The sequence below is a fragment of the Seohaeicola saemankumensis genome (genome assembly GCF_042678485.1).
Lineage (GTDB): Bacteria > Pseudomonadota > Alphaproteobacteria > Rhodobacterales > Rhodobacteraceae > Seohaeicola > Seohaeicola saemankumensis.
Genome location: NZ_JBHTKR010000002.1, coordinates 604468 through 620400, shown reverse-complemented (window position 1 = coordinate 620400; position 15933 = coordinate 604468). Strand labels below are relative to the sequence as shown.

The following is a 15933-nucleotide window of genomic DNA, read 5'->3' as shown; positions in this document are numbered from 1 at the left end:
CAAGGGCCAGCGTGTGATGAATGGCTGGCGCAATGCCGGGCTGGCCTGGAGCTACAAGATCAGCGATTCACAGGCTTATGACGGTGACCGCTACTGATGCGAACCTCCCAGGGCTCCCGCATCGCCTTGAGCGGGGGCCCGACTTTATTATCCCCAAAACGAATACCATCCAAGAAATACCCGTGACTTGAGGGTTGTCGAATTCTTTACGACCAAGAGTATGGCAGGAAAGGATAGTGCCAGCATCCACCTGAGGTTCAATTCTTGTCGACAGGGGCGGCAGGGTTTCCATGGTCGTCCCCAGCGCGAAATCACCACAAGTTCTAGGGGTCATGAGACCACGCTGCGTACCGAAGACTTCGTTCAAGGTGCCTGTCTTTGAGCGAGGACAGGTTCTGCTGCAATGACACGAACTACCCAAATCTCCCATTCATCAACCCTGTCGGTGCCGCGCGGCAGCCTTCCCGTCAAAGTCATTCCTGCAATGCGAAGCATTTTGATTGGTGAAAACAGCGGGCAACGGCAGCAGGCCGAAGTTAACGTGCCGAGAGGTAATCGGCGGAGACGTAGCCCGTGATCTGTGGTGCGGCCGAGAGAGAGACGCGGCACCACAGCTGACCTACTTCGGTTACACAGTCACGGCGATTGAGCGAGGTTCCTTCTGGAAGGCCTAGGATTACACGAAACCCAAGCCCCGGACCTGCCCGCAACTTCAGCAATTCGTCCGGACCAGTGCCTTCCACAAAAGTACTTTCAGCGGCAAAGTTGCTACAACCCGACGCCAGCGTGAAAGCCAAAATAACCGGAAGGATGCTGAGTCGCATGGTCTGACCCCGTTTGTTTCTTTATCAATAGATCGGCATCAAACCAATGCCTAGTCCGGTCTTGCTGACCTTCTCCGCTCCGCAGCATCGCCACGCTAAGCTAATACAGCGCGTCGTCACTCGCGGCCCAAGGCAGTCGTTCGTGGCCAATGCAGCGAAGGTCTGCTCCGAGTCCTTAGACGACCTAGAGAAGAGCAGATGGTCCGGTGGCCATCTTTGCTGTAACCTAGGACTGAAGAAACAACTGAACGAGGGGCGCGGCGTGGCGCAAATCGATTTTTGGTATTCAATCGGCAGCACTTACAGTTACCTAACTGTTATGCGACTTCCCGAGGTCGAAAGAGCTGCAGGGGTAAAAGTTCGGTGGCGTCCGTTCAATGTTCGGCACGTGATGATTGAACAAAATAATATCCCGTTCAAAGATAAACCCGTGAAGACAGCTTACATGTGGCGAGACATCCAACGTCGCGCTGATCGCTACGGCCTCGCACCGTTTATTCCGGCACCCTATCCGGTTCCAGGCCTTGTGCTTGCCAACCAGATTGCCACACTTGGAGTCGAGGAGGGTTGGGTAGCGGCCTACACCCGCACCACCTATCGGCGTTGGTTCGAAAGCGGCGAGCCAGCTGGAGAGGAACCGAACATCTCTGAAACCCTGGAGGAAATCGGCTGCGATCCAAGCCGCGTACTGGCTGCTGCTCAATCGGAGCGGATCACAAGTGCACTTGCAACAGCCACAAATGAGGCCATGGAACTAGGCATATTTGGTTCGCCTACATTCATTGTAGATGGGGAGGTGTTCTGGGGGGACGACCGCCTTGATGACGCGTTGCTTTGGGCCAAAGGAAGCTGAAACACCAAGGGTTCGCTCTGTCCCGCAGAGCGGTTATTGCCGTAAGGCGCAACGCTTCCAAGTCCGGGCTGGGGATATCTCGTACTTGGAAACCAAAAGTAGCGCACTTGTCCCCTGAATGCTAAACTCCGAGTCAAATTTTCTTACTTATTTTGTGAATTGGGGGAAGAAATGAATTGCATGAAACGGCTGGTTTTTGTTGCGGTAGTTACAATGGCGGCAGGCTTGTCGTCTGCGCAGGCAGAAACTCTGCCTCTGCCCGACGGCGTGATAAGTCTCGCGACACCTCAGGGAGCAGCGATGCTCTTTGGTGCCGAGGCGAATACAGACTATTTTCCCCTCAGCATCCACTTCACGACGCAGGACAACCCTGCATATTGCGGGCCAGCAACCATTGCTATGGTACTCAACGCGCTGAATGTGCCACGTCCCGCCTCTGACATGACGCTTGGTCTCGGCATGTTTGACCAAAACAACATTTTCACGACAGCGGCCGAAGCAGTAAAGCCTGCCTCCTCGATCGTAAACCCGCCTTACGGTATGACAATAGATGAGTTTGGCGGCGTGCTTGCGGCGCACAACCTTGAAGTCGAAGTGGTCCACGCGGCGGACTCAGACCTCGAAACCTTCCGGAAAACTGCCATCGCTCAACTCGAGGACAACGATCATTTCATTCTTGTGAACTACTTGAGGAAATCGATCGGCCAGGAATCCGGAGGTCACATCTCCCCGTTGGGCGCCTATGATCAGGATACCGACCGGTTTCTCATTCTCGACGTGACACGCTATAAATACCCCCCCATTTGGGTCGAAGCCGCAGCCCTCTTTGATGCGATGAATACGACTGACTCGGCCAACGGAGGTAAAACAAGGGGTTATGTCAGCGTCAGCCGTTGACTGTACCAAAGTCCAAGTTGCGATTTTGATGTTTCCCCTTGATGCGTCGCCAGGCAGAGCCGCCTCAGTGACATTTGGACACCGCTATGTGGTTTCCGTACTCGGTCTATCATTCTCGGTCTAATGAAAATCTTGCGGCGGCTTTGTCCGCTTTGCGGTCCTTGCACAATGGCATCAAGCGTGGACGCTTCCAATCCGGACATTCCCACCCCTCATCAATTGAACATTCAGTGCAAGCAGCACCACGGCGCGTACACCGAGCTTGAAGCACCTCAGGGTCGATGCAAATGCGAGAGCAAGGAAGATTCCTATTGTGGACCAAACAGGTCAGACACGCCGCTTAGCCTGAGAGATCATAGAGGGCACGTTGCATACTTGCGCCGCAACTGAGAAGCCCCGAAATCAAGCCCCTCTGTGTCCTCTTGTTCATGCCTACAGTTGGAGTTTCATGCTGTAGAACCAGACCGAGCGCCCCTTCTCTTCAACTTGGCGAGAACTGGTCAAGCTTTGACTGTCCTAGAACCGGACTTCAGTTGGCCCCAAGCCGCTTAGAGAGAGGTTCAACGCACGAAAAGCAGGTACAAACGATGGGTTTTCGAGAAAAAAGATCAGCGTCCGCTATATTTTGGAAATATAGAAGTATTTCCGCACCGCCCTTCACACCAAGGAAGACCCCAGGCAATCTACCACAGCTACCTAGCCTCACCCGCCTACATTTCAGAAATGTAGGAAGCGGGAATTATCGAAAAGAGGGAGTTGTCGGTGCTTATCGTCGCCTTCCTTTCCGGAGAAAACCTGCTTCCTCTCGTCCGAGTGAGCTCTCTTCTATGAGCTATTGCGGGAGAGTGCCTGCATACGATCCCCTCCTCCGCTTCCAGAGAACGCAGCAACCAGATTTCTGGCGCAGGGCAGGCGGATGGGCTTCATGCAGATTTCGCGCAAGAGAGGTTTGCAGTCGTCCCTCAGCTACAACCACCCTCCTGCCCGGTCATTCAGCATCGTCATAGCTCAAGCTCGCAGGAACTCTATCCCGCGCAACTGTCTCGGTCACAACGGCACGTCATCATAGCCGCGGGAGTGGCCGGATCGCACGCCTTTGACTGTCTCTTCCGTTACCGTGGTCATGGTCTCCTTCAGACGCATGGCGTGCTCCGAGTATTGCTCCATAGCTGTCTTGAAAAACTCTGCCTGAATCTGCAGCAATTCCGCCGGTGTCTTGCACGCCAGCATAGCCTTTTGGGTCTCCAAATCCTTTTGCAGACGTTCCGCCAGGAAACGTGCGCTGTCGGACATCATCTCCAGCCAAGCCTTGGTCAAAGCCGGATTCAGGGCCATCACGGCTGCAGCCATCGCAGGGGCGCCACTACTCGTGTTGGCTCGTGTTTGGTTTGATTTTGCCATGTCTATGATCCTTGACCGATTTCTGTAATGGGCCGCTGCCACGCCCGGAAGCGCGTGAACGGCTAGTTGCCACGGCAGCCTTTGTCATTCAGCTCAGCATGGAACTGGATCATGCTGCGACCCGGGGACATGCCGAACAGGAAACCGCCGAGGATTATTGATATCCGACTTTGCTTCCAGCCAGGCAAGGTTTTGCACCAAGGGTGTGTAAAGACAAGGCTCACGATCCAGTTTACAGGCCAGCGCGGCGTCTACTGCACGATCCTTTATCATGTTGCGAAACGCGACTACTGGCGCTGGTTCAAACCCTATGCCAACCTTTCTGGATGAACAACTTCCGTAAACTCTCTGATAAACATCCTGATTTGATCCACTCGCCTTTGTTGCGAGCCGCCACATTGACGCTGCGCTATGTTGAGGACAACGGACCGATCGGCCTGACCAAGACGAAAGCGTTCAAACGTGTTTTCGTGCAATGGGCTGTGGAGAATTTTGACTGGCCGAACAGGAGCCCTGAAGACCTGCTCCGCTACAAAAAGGTGCTCAATGAATACGATTTCCCTCCACTGGAACTGCTGCATTTCCTGTTGATCCATCTCAGGTTGGGCCGCCACTTCAAGGGGGAGTTCCACCTCACCAAACGAGGTGCAGCTCTGGCGAAAACCCCTGGCAAGCTGTTCGATGAACTGATCCCCTTTTATGTTCTCCAAATGGATCACGCAGCCTATTCGCGATTTGACGACAGACCTTTTGGTTCATGGGATGTCTGGTTGAACGTGATCAATGTGGAAGCGGATCAAGGCAGCACAGAGCGTGATCTCTACGCCGCCTTCTACGTCGATGGTGCGGACCAGGGAAATACAGGATGGCGTCAGCTGTCTGCGTTCTCAGCCTGCGTACTGCGGCCCTTGGAATGGTCAGGTCTGATCATGGAAACACATGAGAAAACAGCTGACAGCCGAAATGTACATCACGTCTTCAAGACGCCTCTCTGGCGCAGTGCTCTCAAGCTGGATACCGACGACATGTTGGAACCAGTGCAGATGCACTGATGGTCGTCTTCTGTGACCCGCATTCTTCCCCATGGCCGTTCGCCAAATTCCTGCACTGGATCAGATCAAGCACCAAAGGCACGCGAGCCGTGAGGGAGTGACTCATGTCTTCGGGTGCAAGATTTGTGATCATGGAGCGGTTGCCCCAGAGCCAGCCTTTCCTACCAGTCCTGAACGCCCAGTCCTACATTCCAAGAATGTAGGACCCTATCCTACATTTCCGAAATGCAAGAGACCGTCCTAGATTTCTGGAATGTAAGAGCCCCTAACCTTCTTGATCTCGAAGCACTTGATCGCCGCTCAAACCAGGTCGAGAAAAGACCCCCTCTCAAAGGTTGCAGCTATTAGCCCCCGGTGGGGGCAACCCCAGTTATACACCTGTTTTCTGATCCGTCAATTAAAAAATGAACGTTTGTTGATTATTTTTCTAGCTCTACAATACGCCTCAGAACCGGGCCCTGACAGTCCTCCTCAGACAACTCGTTTCGGGTTCCTTCGAGACCGTCGATCTCGGTTGAACCAGTTGAACCAGTTCTTTGAACGGTTCGGGAAGCTCAATAATTTAGGTTATAGTCAAACTGCAATTTTAGCCTTTTTTGAGGGTTTATCCTTTAGACGCTCTTAGTCGATTTCGCCCAGAAACGGTTGCTTGGGTTTTAGGTAGAAACTTATGGAAACTTGGGCTCAAGTTGTTCCGAGTTCATTTAATATGCCTCAAAACAGAGCTCTCGAAGAGAGCAGGTTCAGCAAAGATAATGACTTCTAGACAGATAGGATTTCGGGTGACTTTAGGTCTTCGTCTGACTCTACCTGGTTTTTAGGTAGGCTGGTTTTCTAAAGGGTAAGTTGGCCGATGAGGTCATGGGGATCACCGATGAGAACCGGGACATGTTCCAGCTCATGAACCCAGTCAAGTCTGCTGTGTCTCGGATCCGTCAGATCTTCCGGCAGGACATGCCGAAGATCATCGGGGAGCAGTTCTCCCGCAAGCTGACGGATGTCGAATGGGGACAGCTGCATCTGGGCCTGGCCCGGACTGATCTGGCTGCCCTTGGGGAGACCATAAGGATCCGGAATATACGGGAGATGCTGAGCGACAGTTCCAAGCTCGATCTGGCGATCAGCAAGGAAGAAGAGACGCTCAAGGGTCTGTCGAAGAAGAACCTGGAGAAGGTCTACATCGAGAAGGCCAAGGATCTGGCCCAGTTCATGACGAGCTACAAGCTCGACAAGGAGAACCACTTCTTTGCCCGGAACGCGATGGCGATTGCCATGCTGGCCGGTGACAATGGTGCCATGGTCAAGGATCCCAGCCCGGAGCTGGTGGCCTCGATCGATCGACTGGTCAGCCTCTATGCAGTGGAGATGCTGGATCCGGCTGTGAAGACGGGCCTGAAGACGCTGGCTGAGACCGAACCCAAGGGCGTGGAGTTCGTCCTTGGATACCTGCGGGATCTGCGGTCCAAGGAACAGGCCAAGGCGACCACCAAGATCGCCCAGCTGAACGGCTACAAGGGCTATGTGCCTGCGGAAACCAAGGAAGGCGTCTCGCTGATCGTGGCAGCCGATGCAGTCCACAATTATCTGGTCCAGCAAGGCTACACCCGGATGGGTGATTACCGAGGCTCCGGCTTAGAAGCAGGCCGGAAGATCAATCTTTCTGATTTAGGACTCTATCGCACCCGTCATCGCATACGACTTCAAGACAGATCGACGGCAACAAAGGGTCTATGGCACCTCTTGTCAAACGCAACGTCGAAAGAATGACCGTCTTCAAAGCTTGCCACCACAAGGCCATCATCGATGCACTGGGGGACCAGACGGGGGACCATCAAGCTACTGTCTTATTTTTTCCTTTAAAATCAATCCCATTTTGGGAAAGATGGTGCGGGTGGTCGGACTCGAACCGACACACCGTGAGGTAAGGGTGTTTGAGACCCTCGCGTCTACCATTCCGCCACACCCGCACAGGCTGTCTTGCGCCATGCTGATCTATCGCCGGTCTGCTGCTGCGTCCAGTCGAAAACGTGCGGTATCAGACCGGGACGGCGCGTTTTCCCTTTGCGGCAGCTTAGCGGACAGGTAAACACCCGGCCAGAACAGGGGTGCGGGGCAGGCATGGCCCTCGGGGCGCAACGACGGGCAACAGCATGATACGATCACTTTACGACTGGACCCTGCGACAGGCGCTGCATCCGCGCGCCCTGTGGGTTCTGGCTGTCGTGTCCTTCATCGAATCCTCGGTCTTTCCGATCCCCCCGGACGTGTTGATGATCCCGATGATCCTGGCGCGGCCCAACCGCGCCTGGCTGATCGCAGGTGTGGCACTGGTTTCCTCGGTCCTGGGGGGCGTGCTGGGCTATGTGATCGGCGCGTTTTTCTACGAGACGCTGGGCCAGCCCATCCTCGAGGCGCTCGGCAAGGGCGACGCGATGGAGGCGTTCAACACCCGCTTCAACGAATTCGGCTTCTGGCCGGTGCTGATCGCGGGGATCACGCCCTTTCCCTACAAGGTCATCACCATCATGTCAGGCTGGACGGGCCTGCCGCTGGGCACCTTCATCGTCACCTCGATCATCGCGCGCGGCCTGCGTTTTTTCATCGTGGCGGCGCTGCTGTGGAAGTTCGGCGCACCTATTCGTGATTTCATCGAAAAGCGTCTGGGCTTGCTGTTCACCCTGTTCGTGATCATCCTGCTGGCCGGGTTCTACGGAGTACGCTTCCTGTGACACTGACCGCGCGCCACTGGATGATCCTTGCCGCTGCCGGATCGGCCGCCCTGATGCTGGGCGCGCTGGCCTTTCAGCATATCGGCGGCATGGCACCGTGCAAACTGTGCATCTGGCAGCGGTGGCCACATGTGGCGGCGATCGGGATCGGCGGCCTTGCGATGCTGGCGTTTCTACCGGCCGCATGGCTGGCGGGCCTGGGCGCGCTGGCGGCGTTCGCCACTTCCGGTATCGGCGCTTATCACACCGGGGTCGAGCGCGGCTGGTGGGAGGGTCCGGCCTCCTGCAGCGGTGGCGGTGTCGCCGGTCAATCGGCGCAGGATCTTTTCGCGCAGATCATGGCAGCGCCGCTGATCCGCTGCGATGAGGTGCCGTGGGAGATGTTCGGCCTGTCCATGGCAAGCTGGAATGCGCTGGTATCGCTGGGGCTTGCGGGCCTCTGGCTGATGGCGCTGCGCGCGGCGCGCTGACATCCGTCCCCCCGGCGTCAGCGGCCCGACTTGCGGGTGCTCAGCAGAAGGTTCGTCTCGGAACTGACAACGCCTTCCAGACGGCGAATTGCGGCCAGTGCGCGATCCAGATCCTCCAGCGTGGCGGTGCCGATCTCGATGATCATGTCCCAGCGGCCATTGGTGTTATGCACTGCGCGCACCTCGGTCAGGCCAGTCAGCTGGCGCTGAATACGTTCGGCGCCGCGCCCCTCCACCGCGATCATCATCAGGCCGCGCACCGGATCCTGCGCCACATCGCCTTTCAGCACGACACTGAAACCGATGATGTCGCCCTGCCGTTGCAGCCGCTCGATCCGCGCCCGGACCGTGGTCCGCGACACGCCAAGCTGATCCGACAGCGCCGAAAGCGAGGCGCGGGCATCGTGACGCAACGCGCGGATCAAGGCCTGATCCGTATCATCCATTTTGGCGGTTCCTTTGTCCGATTTGACAATCCTTGGCACATATTGATCATTTTGCCGGCTATATTCCATCCCGAAATGGCATGATACACCTGCAAACATCACAGGAGGCCCCATGACCCTGCAAGACATCATCCTGATCGGCTGCCCCGTGGACAGCGGCAAGCGCAGCCGGGGGTGCCTGATGGGCCCCGATGCCTATCGCACCGCCGGGCTGGCCGATGCGCTGGCCGATCTGGGCCACCGGGTCACCGACCGCGGCAACCTGACCCCTGCCCCCGTCACAGCCCCCGCCGATGCCCTGCCGCATCTGCATGCCCTGGCCGAGACCATCGGCTGGACGCAAACACTGTCGGCGGCCGCGCAAGCCGCGATGGGGCAAGGCCTGCCGATCTTCATGGGGGGCGATCACAGCCTGTCGCTGGGCAGCGTGGCCGGTGTCGCGGCCCATGCCCATACCCAGGGACGCCCGCAATTCGTGCTCTGGCTGGATGCGCATAGCGATTACCATACGCCGCACAGCAGCACCTCGGGCCATCTGCACGGCACACCCCTGGCCTATGTCACCGGGCGCGCCGGCTTTGACGGCTTTCCGCCGCTGACCGCGCCGATCCCGCAGGAAAACATTTGCATCATCGGGCTGCGCTCTGTCGATCCGGCGGAACGCAGCGCCTTGCAGGACAGCGCGATCCACCGCCATGACATGCGCGAAATCGACGAGACCGGGATCGCCCGGCCGCTGGGCGTGTTTCTCGACAAGGTCGCGGCCGCCGGTGGCGCGCTGCATGTCTCGCTGGATGTGGATTTCATTGATCCGGCTGCCGCACCTGGCGTCGTGACGACCGTACCGGGCGGCGCCACCGTCCGCGAGGCGCATCTGGTGATGGAGATGCTGCATGACAGCGCCTTGATGACCTCGCTCGACCTGGTCGAATTGAACCCGTTCCTCGACGATCGCGGGCGCACGGCGCAGTTGATGGTCGATCTGGCAGCCTCGGCCCTCGGGCGGCGGGTCTTCGATCGCCCGACCCGCGCCTATGCCTGACCTGTCCGTTTCATCTTTCCCCAAATACTCAATCCAGCAGGAGCCACCCATGCAGACCCCCTCCGACAAGGCGCTGGTCCCCTTCGTGTCGGTCGATCACATGATGGGCCTTGTGCATCACATCGGCCTGCCCCGCGTCCTGACCGAGCTTGCGACCTGCATCGAGGATGATTTCAGGCGCTGGCCGCATTTCGACAAGACGCCCCGCGTGGCCAGCCATTCCGACGTGGGCGTGATCGAACTCATGCCCACCTCGGACGGCGATCTTTACGGGTTCAAATACGTGAACGGTCATCCCGGCAACATGCGGACCGGGTTACAGACCGTGACCGCCTTCGGGATGCTGGCGCGGGTCGACAATGGCTATCCGGTCCTGCTGTCCGAGATGACGCTGCTGACCGCGATCCGCACCGCGGCCACCTCGGCCATGGCCGCAAGGCATCTGGCCCCGGCGGGGGCCACGACCATGGCGATGATCGGCAATGGCGCGCAATCGGAATTTCAGTGCCTGGCCATGCAGGCAATCTGCGGGATCAGCCATGTGCGGCTTTACGACATCGACCCCGCCGCCACCGCCAAGGCCAAACGCAACCTGGCCGGATCGGGCCTGCAAGTGACCGCCTGCACCACCCCGCAAGAGGCGATCCTGGGCGCGCAGATCATCACCACCTGCACGGCGGACAAGCAATATGCAACGATCCTGACCGACAACATGGTGGGCGCGGGCGTGCATATCAACGCGATCGGCGGTGACTGTCCGGGCAAGACCGAACTGCATCCCGACATCCTTCGGCGGTCCGCGATCTTCGTGGAATATCCCGAACAGACCCGGATCGAGGGCGAGATCCAGCAGCTTGCCCCCGATCACCCGGTCACAGAGCTGTGGCAGGTCATCACCGGGCAGGCCCAGGGGCGCCGCGACGCGCGCCAGATCACGCTCTTTGACAGCGTGGGCTTCGCGATCGAGGATTTCAGCGCCCTGCGCTATATCCGCGACCGGATCAAAGGCACCGCCTTCTTCCAGCCGCTGGATCTGCTGGCCGACCCCGATGACCCCCGCGACCTGTTCGGGATGCTGATGCGCGCAGCCCCCGGCAAAGCCGCATGAACATCGCCGCATAAGCCATTGCCATAAAAGGAAAAGGAGGGATGCAAGCATCCCTCCAGTTTCACGGATCGGGCTCAATATGTTAACCGCTCGGAACGTTTCGCCTGCGTCCCGATCCGCGCGGGGCAAGCGCACCTGCCCCGTGTCACGCAGGCTTCCACCGGAAACCTGCGAAGTGGGACAGAGTTAAAATCCAAGGGATTTTGGCGGAGTCCCACCTCGTTCACGTGAAGGGCGCCCGAAAGCGCCCCCCCAATCTTCCTCAGCTACAGCCGCTTGTTGCGCCGCAGGTGTTGCACTTCATGCAGGTGCCGTTGCGGACCAGCGTGTAGTTGCCGCAATCGCCGCAGGCCTCGCCCTCGTAGCCCTGCATCTTGGCCTTGGTGCGCGCATCCATCGTCACCGTGCCGCTGGCCATGGCCGTCGTCGTGGTGACGCTGGCGGACGCACGGATGCTGGTTTCGGGCACCAGGGTCTGCAGCGCCATGACCGGATCGGTGCCTGTACGCATCAGCTCGTTCATGCCGTTCTGACCACCCTGGAACACCACCAGTTCCTGCGGCAGGCGCTTGCGAAGATAGCCGGTCGAGCTGATCTGCTTGAGCACCTCAAGGCTGCGCGAGGCCGCGTTCTCGGAGATTTCGGCGACGTTGGACACGCCTTCCTCCTCGCCACGCCCCAGGTCATCGAAGCTGGCGCCCTGCGGTTTCACGTGGGCCAGATCGGTGCGATCCAGGTATGACACGGCCAGCTCGCGGAAGATGTAATCCAGGATCGAGGTCGCGTTCTTGATCGAGTCATTGCCCTGCACCAGCCCTGCGGGCTCGAACTTGGTAAAGGTGAAGGCATCCACGAACTCTTCCAGCGGCACGCCATACTGAAGACCCACGGACACGGCGATGGCGAAGTTGTTCATCATCGCGCGGAAACCCGCACCTTCCTTGTGCATGTCGATGAAGATCTCGCCCAGCTGGCCATCGGCATATTCGCCGGTCCGCAGATAGACCTTGTGACCGCCGACGATGGCCTTCTGGGTATAGCCCTTGCGCCGCTCGGGCAGCTTTTCACGGCCACGGGCGATTTCCTTGATGATGATCTTCTCGACGATCTTCTCGGCGATGACGGCGGCCTTTTCCTGGGCCGATCCGCTTTCCAGGATCTCCAGCGCCTCGTCATCATCCTCGACCAGGGCCGATGCCAGCGGCTGGCTAAGCTTGGAGCCGTCACGATAGAGCGCGTTGGCCTTGACCCCCAGTTTCCAGCTCAGCTCATAGGCTTTCTGGCAATCCTCGATGGTTGCATCATTGGGCATGTTGATCGTCTTGGAAATGGCGCCCGAGATGAAGGACTGCGCCGCCGCCATCATGTAGATATGGCTGTTCACGCTCAGGTAACGCTTGCCCTTCTTGCCGCAGGGGTTGGCGCAATCGAAGACGTGGTAATGCGCCGTGTCCAGATGCGGTGCACCTTCCAGGGTCATCGTGCCGCAGACGTGATCGTTCGCCGCCTCGATATCGGCCTTGCTGTAGCCCAGGTGGCGCAGCAGGTCGAAGGTGGGATCGTTCAGCTTTTCGGCCGGGATGCCCAGCACGTTCTGGCAGAACTCGGTCCCCAGCGTCCACTGGTTGAAGACAAAGCGGATATCGAAGGCGGAACCCAGCGCAGCTTCCACCTTCTCGATCTCGCGCGGGCCGAAGCCGTGGCCGATCAGGCTGGTGGTGTTGATGCCGGGTGCGTTGCCGATGCTGCCGTGACCGACGGCATAGGACACGATCTCTTCGATCTGGGCCGAGCCATAACCCAGCTTTTCCAGTGCTGCCGGAACCGAGTGGTTGATGATCTTGAAGTAACCGCCACCGGCCAGCTTCTTGAACTTCACCAGGGCGAAGTCAGGCTCGATCCCCGTGGTGTCGCAATCCATCACCAGGCCGATGGTGCCGGTGGGCGCGATCACCGAAGTCTGGGCGTTGCGGTAGCCATGCTGTTCCCCAAGGCGCAGCGCCTCGTCCCAGGCGGACATGGCGATATCGACCAGACGTGGATCGGGGCAGTTGGCATGGTCCAGCGGAACCGGCTTGGTGGCCAGCGCCTCGTAGCCATCGGTCGCACCATAGGCGGCGTTGCGATGGTTGCGGATGACGCGCAGCATGTGGGCCTTGTTGCGGGCATAGCCGTCGAAGGCGCCCAGTTCGCCCGCCATCTCGGCGGATGTGGCATAGGACACGCCGGTCATGATCGCGGTCAGCGCGGCGCACATGGCGCGACCTTCGTCGCTGTCATAGCCAAGGCCCATGTTCATCAGCAGGCCGCCGATATTGGCATAGCCCAGACCCAGCGTGCGGAACTCATAGGACAGCTGCGCGATTTCCTTCGAGGGGAACTGCGCCATCATCACGCTGATTTCCAGGGTCACGGTCCACAGACGGGTGGCGTGCATGTAGTCCTCGACCTGGAATTCGCCGTCCTTGTAGAAGGTCAGCAGGTTCATCGAGGCCAGGTTGCAGGCCGTATCGTCAAGGAACATGTATTCCGAGCAGGGGTTCGATCCGCGGATCGCCCCGTCTTCGGGGCAGGTGTGCCAATCGTTGACCGTATCGTGATACTGGATGCCGGGATCGGCGCAGGCCCATGCGGCGTGCCCGATATCTTCCCACAGATCGCGCGCCTTGATCGTCTTGGCGACCGACCCGTCGGTGCGGCGGATCAGTTCCCAATCGGCATCGTTCTCGACCGCTTTCAGGAACGCATCGGTAACGCGGACCGAGTTGTTGGAGTTCTGGCCCGACACGGATGCGTAGGCTTCGCTATCCCAATCGGTGTCATAGGTCGGGAATTCGATCGACCCATAGCCCTGCTTGGCGTAATCCAGCACGCGCTTGACGTAAGTCTCGGGTATCATCACCTTTTTAGCGCCGCGGATCGCGTCCTTCAGCTGCGGGTTCTTGGCGGGATCAACCGAATCCTCGGTGCTGCCGTCCCAGGCCTTGATCGCGGCGAAGATCGCGTTCAGCTTCTGCTCGTGCATCTTCGAGCCGGCGACGATGCTGGCGACCTTCTGTTCCTCTTTCACCTTCCAGTTGATGTATTCCTGGATATCGGGGTGATCGGCGTCGACGATGACCATCTTGGCCGCGCGGCGCGTGGTGCCGCCCGACTTGATGGCGCCCGCTGCGCGGTCACCGATCTTCAGGAAGCCCATCAGGCCCGAGGATTTGCCGCCGCCCGACAGGCGCTCGCCATCGGCGCGCAGGGACGAGAAGTTGGTGCCGGTGCCCGAGCCGTATTTGAACAGGCGCGCCTCGCGGACCCACAGATCCATGATGCCGCCATCACCCACCAGGTCATCCTTGACCGACTGGATAAAGCAGGCATGGGGCTGCGGGTGCTCATAGGCGCTGGTCGACTTGGTCAGCTCCTTGGTCTGGTAATCGACATAGTAATGCCCCTGGGACGGGCCATCGATGCCGTAGGCCCAATGCAGACCGGTGTTGAACCACTGCGGGCTGTTGGGCGCGGCGCGCTGGGTCGCCAGCATGAAGCGCATCTCGTCGAAATAGGCGCGCGCGTCTTCCTCGGTCGAGAAATAGCCGCCCTTCCAGCCCCAATAGGCCCAGGCGCCGGCCAGACGATCAAACACCTGCTTGGACGAGGTTTCGCCGGTGGTTTCCACCTTGTCGCCGGCCGGAACCGAGCGCCACAGGAACTCAGGCACGCCCTTTTCGGCGACTTTCTTGAGCTTCTGCGGAATGCCGGCCTTGCGGAAGTATTTCTGCGCGATGACATCGGACGCGACCTGCGACCAGCTTTCCGGCACTTCGACGGCGTCGAGGCGGAAAACGACTGTCCCGTCGGGGTTGCGGATCTCCGAAGCCGTCGTGCGGAACTCCAGTTCCGCGTAAGCATCCTGTCCGGCTTTGGTGAATTTTCTCTCGATCTTCATGGCTTGCCCCGTCTATCAACCTGCATTTTCGATCCCGCCTTCATGCACGGCACCGCGAAACCGAAAGATGTCGAAGGCAAAGCCTACCCAGCGCCCGCCCTGCTTCCAGTGCGGCCAACGCTTCGGATCTGTCGGACCTGGCCCTGATAGGATCCAGCCCCCGCCCGATATGGTTTTTGTTTTGTCCCTCGCCGTGACCCGCTGTCTGCACACAACATCTAGTGGGTTGCTCTCTCGGCTCACACAATCTGACGTATATCGAACGGTATCGTCAACGAAGAATTTAGCTTTCCGGGGCATAAAATCAGCTTGACCCGCATTTGACCGAGTCGCGCTTGCGGCAGAGCGGCGACAAGCCCCCGGACGGGGTTGGGGACAGCTTTGTGGATATGCATCGAAACGCGTTGATTTCGGACCCTTTACCCCCCATCTCTCACGCAGAGGGTTCAGTTCGTCCCAAGGGTGCGGGGCTTGTGCCCATAGAGCAGGCAATCCGCAAGATGGTGCGTAAAGGACACGGGCAAACACAACATGCAGCGAGACAGGCGATTCTTTTTCATCCGGTCACGGACCCTTGCCGCTGCATTATGCGCGGGCCTCGTTGCGGGATGCGCCCCGCCGATGGCCCCGCCGCGTGCCACTGATGGCCCCTTGCCCAGCTTGCGCGCCAGTTTCACGCAGGCCCCCGATGGGCTTTTTGATGCGTTGGCCGCCACCTGCGACGGGCCGGCCGAGCGGGTGCTGCGCCCGGCGGCGAACGTGGTCGAGTGCCGGATGCTGATGCCGCCCCAGGCCACGGCCGGCGCGATCCTGCGTTATGGCGGTACGATAGACGATTTGCCCGAAAGCGTGATCCGCCTCAGCAGCGAGCGGGTGATCGAGGGCGCGCAGACCCGCCACATCCTGAGCGCCGCCAGCTTCATGGCGGTGCCGCTGGCAGGCGGCGGCACGCTGCACGTGGTCTATCCCGATCCGCGGATGGACAAAAAGGTGCTGAGGCTTTTGGAGCGTTTGGGCGGCACCGCGATGTGACCCGATCCGCTGCTGTCGCCCGGTTGCAGATCCATTGCCACGATATGTGCCACGATATGGTCGGGGCGGAGAGATTCGAACTCCCGACCCTCTGTTCCCAAAACAGATGCGCTACCAGACTGCGCTACGCCCCGAACCG

At 59.0% G+C, this 15933-nt stretch carries 14 protein-coding genes and 2 tRNA genes; 10 read left to right on the top strand and 6 right to left on the bottom strand.

The genetic code is table 11. From position 1 onward, the window contains the following. Positions 1-536 precede the first annotated feature (536 nt). Positions 537-824, bottom strand: a complete 288-nt coding sequence (locus ACFQ3C_RS06805) for an SH3 domain-containing protein (protein WP_380789801.1) — start codon at positions 822-824, stop codon at positions 537-539. 142 nt (positions 825-966) lie between these two features. On the opposite strand from ACFQ3C_RS06805, the gene ACFQ3C_RS06800 reads away from it, so the two are divergent. Beyond that, a complete protein-coding gene (locus ACFQ3C_RS06800; protein ID WP_380789799.1) occupies positions 967-1677 on the top strand; it encodes a 2-hydroxychromene-2-carboxylate isomerase in 711 nt (236 codons plus the stop codon). A 180-nt stretch (positions 1678-1857) separates the two neighbouring features. Further along, on the top strand, positions 1858-2574 hold the full coding sequence (locus ACFQ3C_RS06795; RefSeq protein ID WP_380789798.1) for a phytochelatin synthase family protein: 717 nt from the start codon (positions 1858-1860) through the stop codon (positions 2572-2574). 1047 nt (positions 2575-3621) lie between these two features. Here ACFQ3C_RS06795 and ACFQ3C_RS06790 read toward each other — a convergent pair. Then, on the bottom strand, positions 3622-3975 hold the full coding sequence (locus tag ACFQ3C_RS06790) for a phasin family protein (protein WP_380789797.1): 354 nt from the start codon (positions 3973-3975) through the stop codon (positions 3622-3624). Between the two features lie 11 nt (positions 3976-3986). Here ACFQ3C_RS06790 and ACFQ3C_RS06785 point away from each other — a divergent pair, with 11 nt between their 5' ends. The 3 genes from ACFQ3C_RS06785 (at position 3987) to ACFQ3C_RS06775 (ending at position 6794) form a co-directional block, all read left to right on the top strand. Continuing rightward, positions 3987-4136, top strand: a complete 150-nt coding sequence (locus tag ACFQ3C_RS06785; RefSeq protein ID WP_380789796.1) for a hypothetical protein — start codon at positions 3987-3989, stop codon at positions 4134-4136. Positions 4137-4301: 165 nt separating this feature from the next. Next, complete coding sequence (locus ACFQ3C_RS06780) at positions 4302-5027, top strand: hypothetical protein (protein WP_380789794.1); 726 nt, start codon at positions 4302-4304, stop codon at positions 5025-5027. Between the two features lie 846 nt (positions 5028-5873). Continuing rightward, positions 5874-6794, top strand: coding sequence for a hypothetical protein (locus ACFQ3C_RS06775; RefSeq protein WP_380789793.1), 921 nt, complete (start codon positions 5874-5876; stop codon positions 6792-6794). 116 nt (positions 6795-6910) lie between these two features. Here ACFQ3C_RS06775 and ACFQ3C_RS06770 read toward each other — a convergent pair. After that, positions 6911-6994: transfer RNA gene (locus ACFQ3C_RS06770), tRNA-Leu, on the bottom strand. Positions 6995-7177: 183 nt separating this feature from the next. On the opposite strand from ACFQ3C_RS06770, the gene ACFQ3C_RS06765 reads away from it, so the two are divergent. Further along, positions 7178-7756 carry a YqaA family protein gene (locus ACFQ3C_RS06765; RefSeq protein WP_380789791.1) on the top strand — a complete coding sequence of 193 codons (579 nt, stop codon included), beginning with the start codon at positions 7178-7180 and terminating at the stop codon, positions 7754-7756. Between the two features lie 20 nt (positions 7757-7776). Beyond that, a complete protein-coding gene (locus ACFQ3C_RS06760; protein WP_380789825.1) occupies positions 7777-8226 on the top strand; it encodes a disulfide bond formation protein B in 450 nt (149 codons plus the stop codon). Between the two features lie 17 nt (positions 8227-8243). Here the strand turns inward: ACFQ3C_RS06760 and ACFQ3C_RS06755 are convergent, their stop codons facing one another. After that, on the bottom strand, positions 8244-8672 hold the full coding sequence (locus ACFQ3C_RS06755) for an Lrp/AsnC family transcriptional regulator (RefSeq protein ID WP_380789790.1): 429 nt from the start codon (positions 8670-8672) through the stop codon (positions 8244-8246). Positions 8673-8784: 112 nt separating this feature from the next. Here ACFQ3C_RS06755 and rocF point away from each other — a divergent pair, with 112 nt between their 5' ends. Further along, positions 8785-9714, top strand: coding sequence for an arginase (rocF, locus tag ACFQ3C_RS06750; RefSeq protein WP_380789789.1), 930 nt, complete (start codon positions 8785-8787; stop codon positions 9712-9714). 49 nt (positions 9715-9763) lie between these two features. After that, the gene (locus ACFQ3C_RS06745; protein ID WP_380789788.1) at positions 9764-10822 is read left to right on the top strand and encodes an ornithine cyclodeaminase; all 1059 of its coding nucleotides are present in this window, start codon (positions 9764-9766) and stop codon (positions 10820-10822) included. Positions 10823-11084: 262 nt separating this feature from the next. Here ACFQ3C_RS06745 and ACFQ3C_RS06740 read toward each other — a convergent pair whose 3' ends face one another. Next, the gene (locus ACFQ3C_RS06740) at positions 11085-14762 is read right to left on the bottom strand and encodes a vitamin B12-dependent ribonucleotide reductase (protein WP_380789787.1); all 3678 of its coding nucleotides are present in this window, start codon (positions 14760-14762) and stop codon (positions 11085-11087) included. A gap of 621 nt (positions 14763-15383) precedes the next feature. Here ACFQ3C_RS06740 and ACFQ3C_RS06735 point away from each other — a divergent pair. After that, positions 15384-15794 (top strand): hypothetical protein, encoded by a 411-nt coding sequence (locus ACFQ3C_RS06735; protein WP_380789786.1) that lies wholly within the window; start codon positions 15384-15386, stop codon positions 15792-15794. Between the two features lie 57 nt (positions 15795-15851). Here ACFQ3C_RS06735 and ACFQ3C_RS06730 read toward each other — a convergent pair. Next, positions 15852-15928, bottom strand: a tRNA-Pro gene (locus ACFQ3C_RS06730). Positions 15929-15933 lie beyond the last annotated feature (5 nt).

Coding starts and splice junctions, on each gene's coding strand:
- ACFQ3C_RS06805 (WP_380789801.1), bottom strand. CDS start 824: ATGCGACTCAGCATCCTTCCGGTTATTTTGGCTTTCACGCTGGCGTCG.
- ACFQ3C_RS06795 (WP_380789798.1), top strand. CDS start 1,858: ATGAAACGGCTGGTTTTTGTTGCGGTAGTTACAATGGCGGCAGGCTTG.
- ACFQ3C_RS06790 (WP_380789797.1), bottom strand. CDS start 3,975: ATGGCAAAATCAAACCAAACACGAGCCAACACGAGTAGTGGCGCCCCT.
- ACFQ3C_RS06780 (WP_380789794.1), top strand. CDS start 4,302: ATGAACAACTTCCGTAAACTCTCTGATAAACATCCTGATTTGATCCAC.
- ACFQ3C_RS06765 (WP_380789791.1), top strand. CDS start 7,178: ATGATACGATCACTTTACGACTGGACCCTGCGACAGGCGCTGCATCCG.
- ACFQ3C_RS06760 (WP_380789825.1), top strand. CDS start 7,777: ATGATCCTTGCCGCTGCCGGATCGGCCGCCCTGATGCTGGGCGCGCTG.
- ACFQ3C_RS06755 (WP_380789790.1), bottom strand. CDS start 8,672: ATGGATGATACGGATCAGGCCTTGATCCGCGCGTTGCGTCACGATGCC.
- rocF (WP_380789789.1), top strand. CDS start 8,785: ATGACCCTGCAAGACATCATCCTGATCGGCTGCCCCGTGGACAGCGGC.
- ACFQ3C_RS06745 (WP_380789788.1), top strand. CDS start 9,764: ATGCAGACCCCCTCCGACAAGGCGCTGGTCCCCTTCGTGTCGGTCGAT.
- ACFQ3C_RS06740 (WP_380789787.1), bottom strand. CDS start 14,762: ATGAAGATCGAGAGAAAATTCACCAAAGCCGGACAGGATGCTTACGCG.
- ACFQ3C_RS06735 (WP_380789786.1), top strand. CDS start 15,384: ATGGCCCCGCCGCGTGCCACTGATGGCCCCTTGCCCAGCTTGCGCGCC.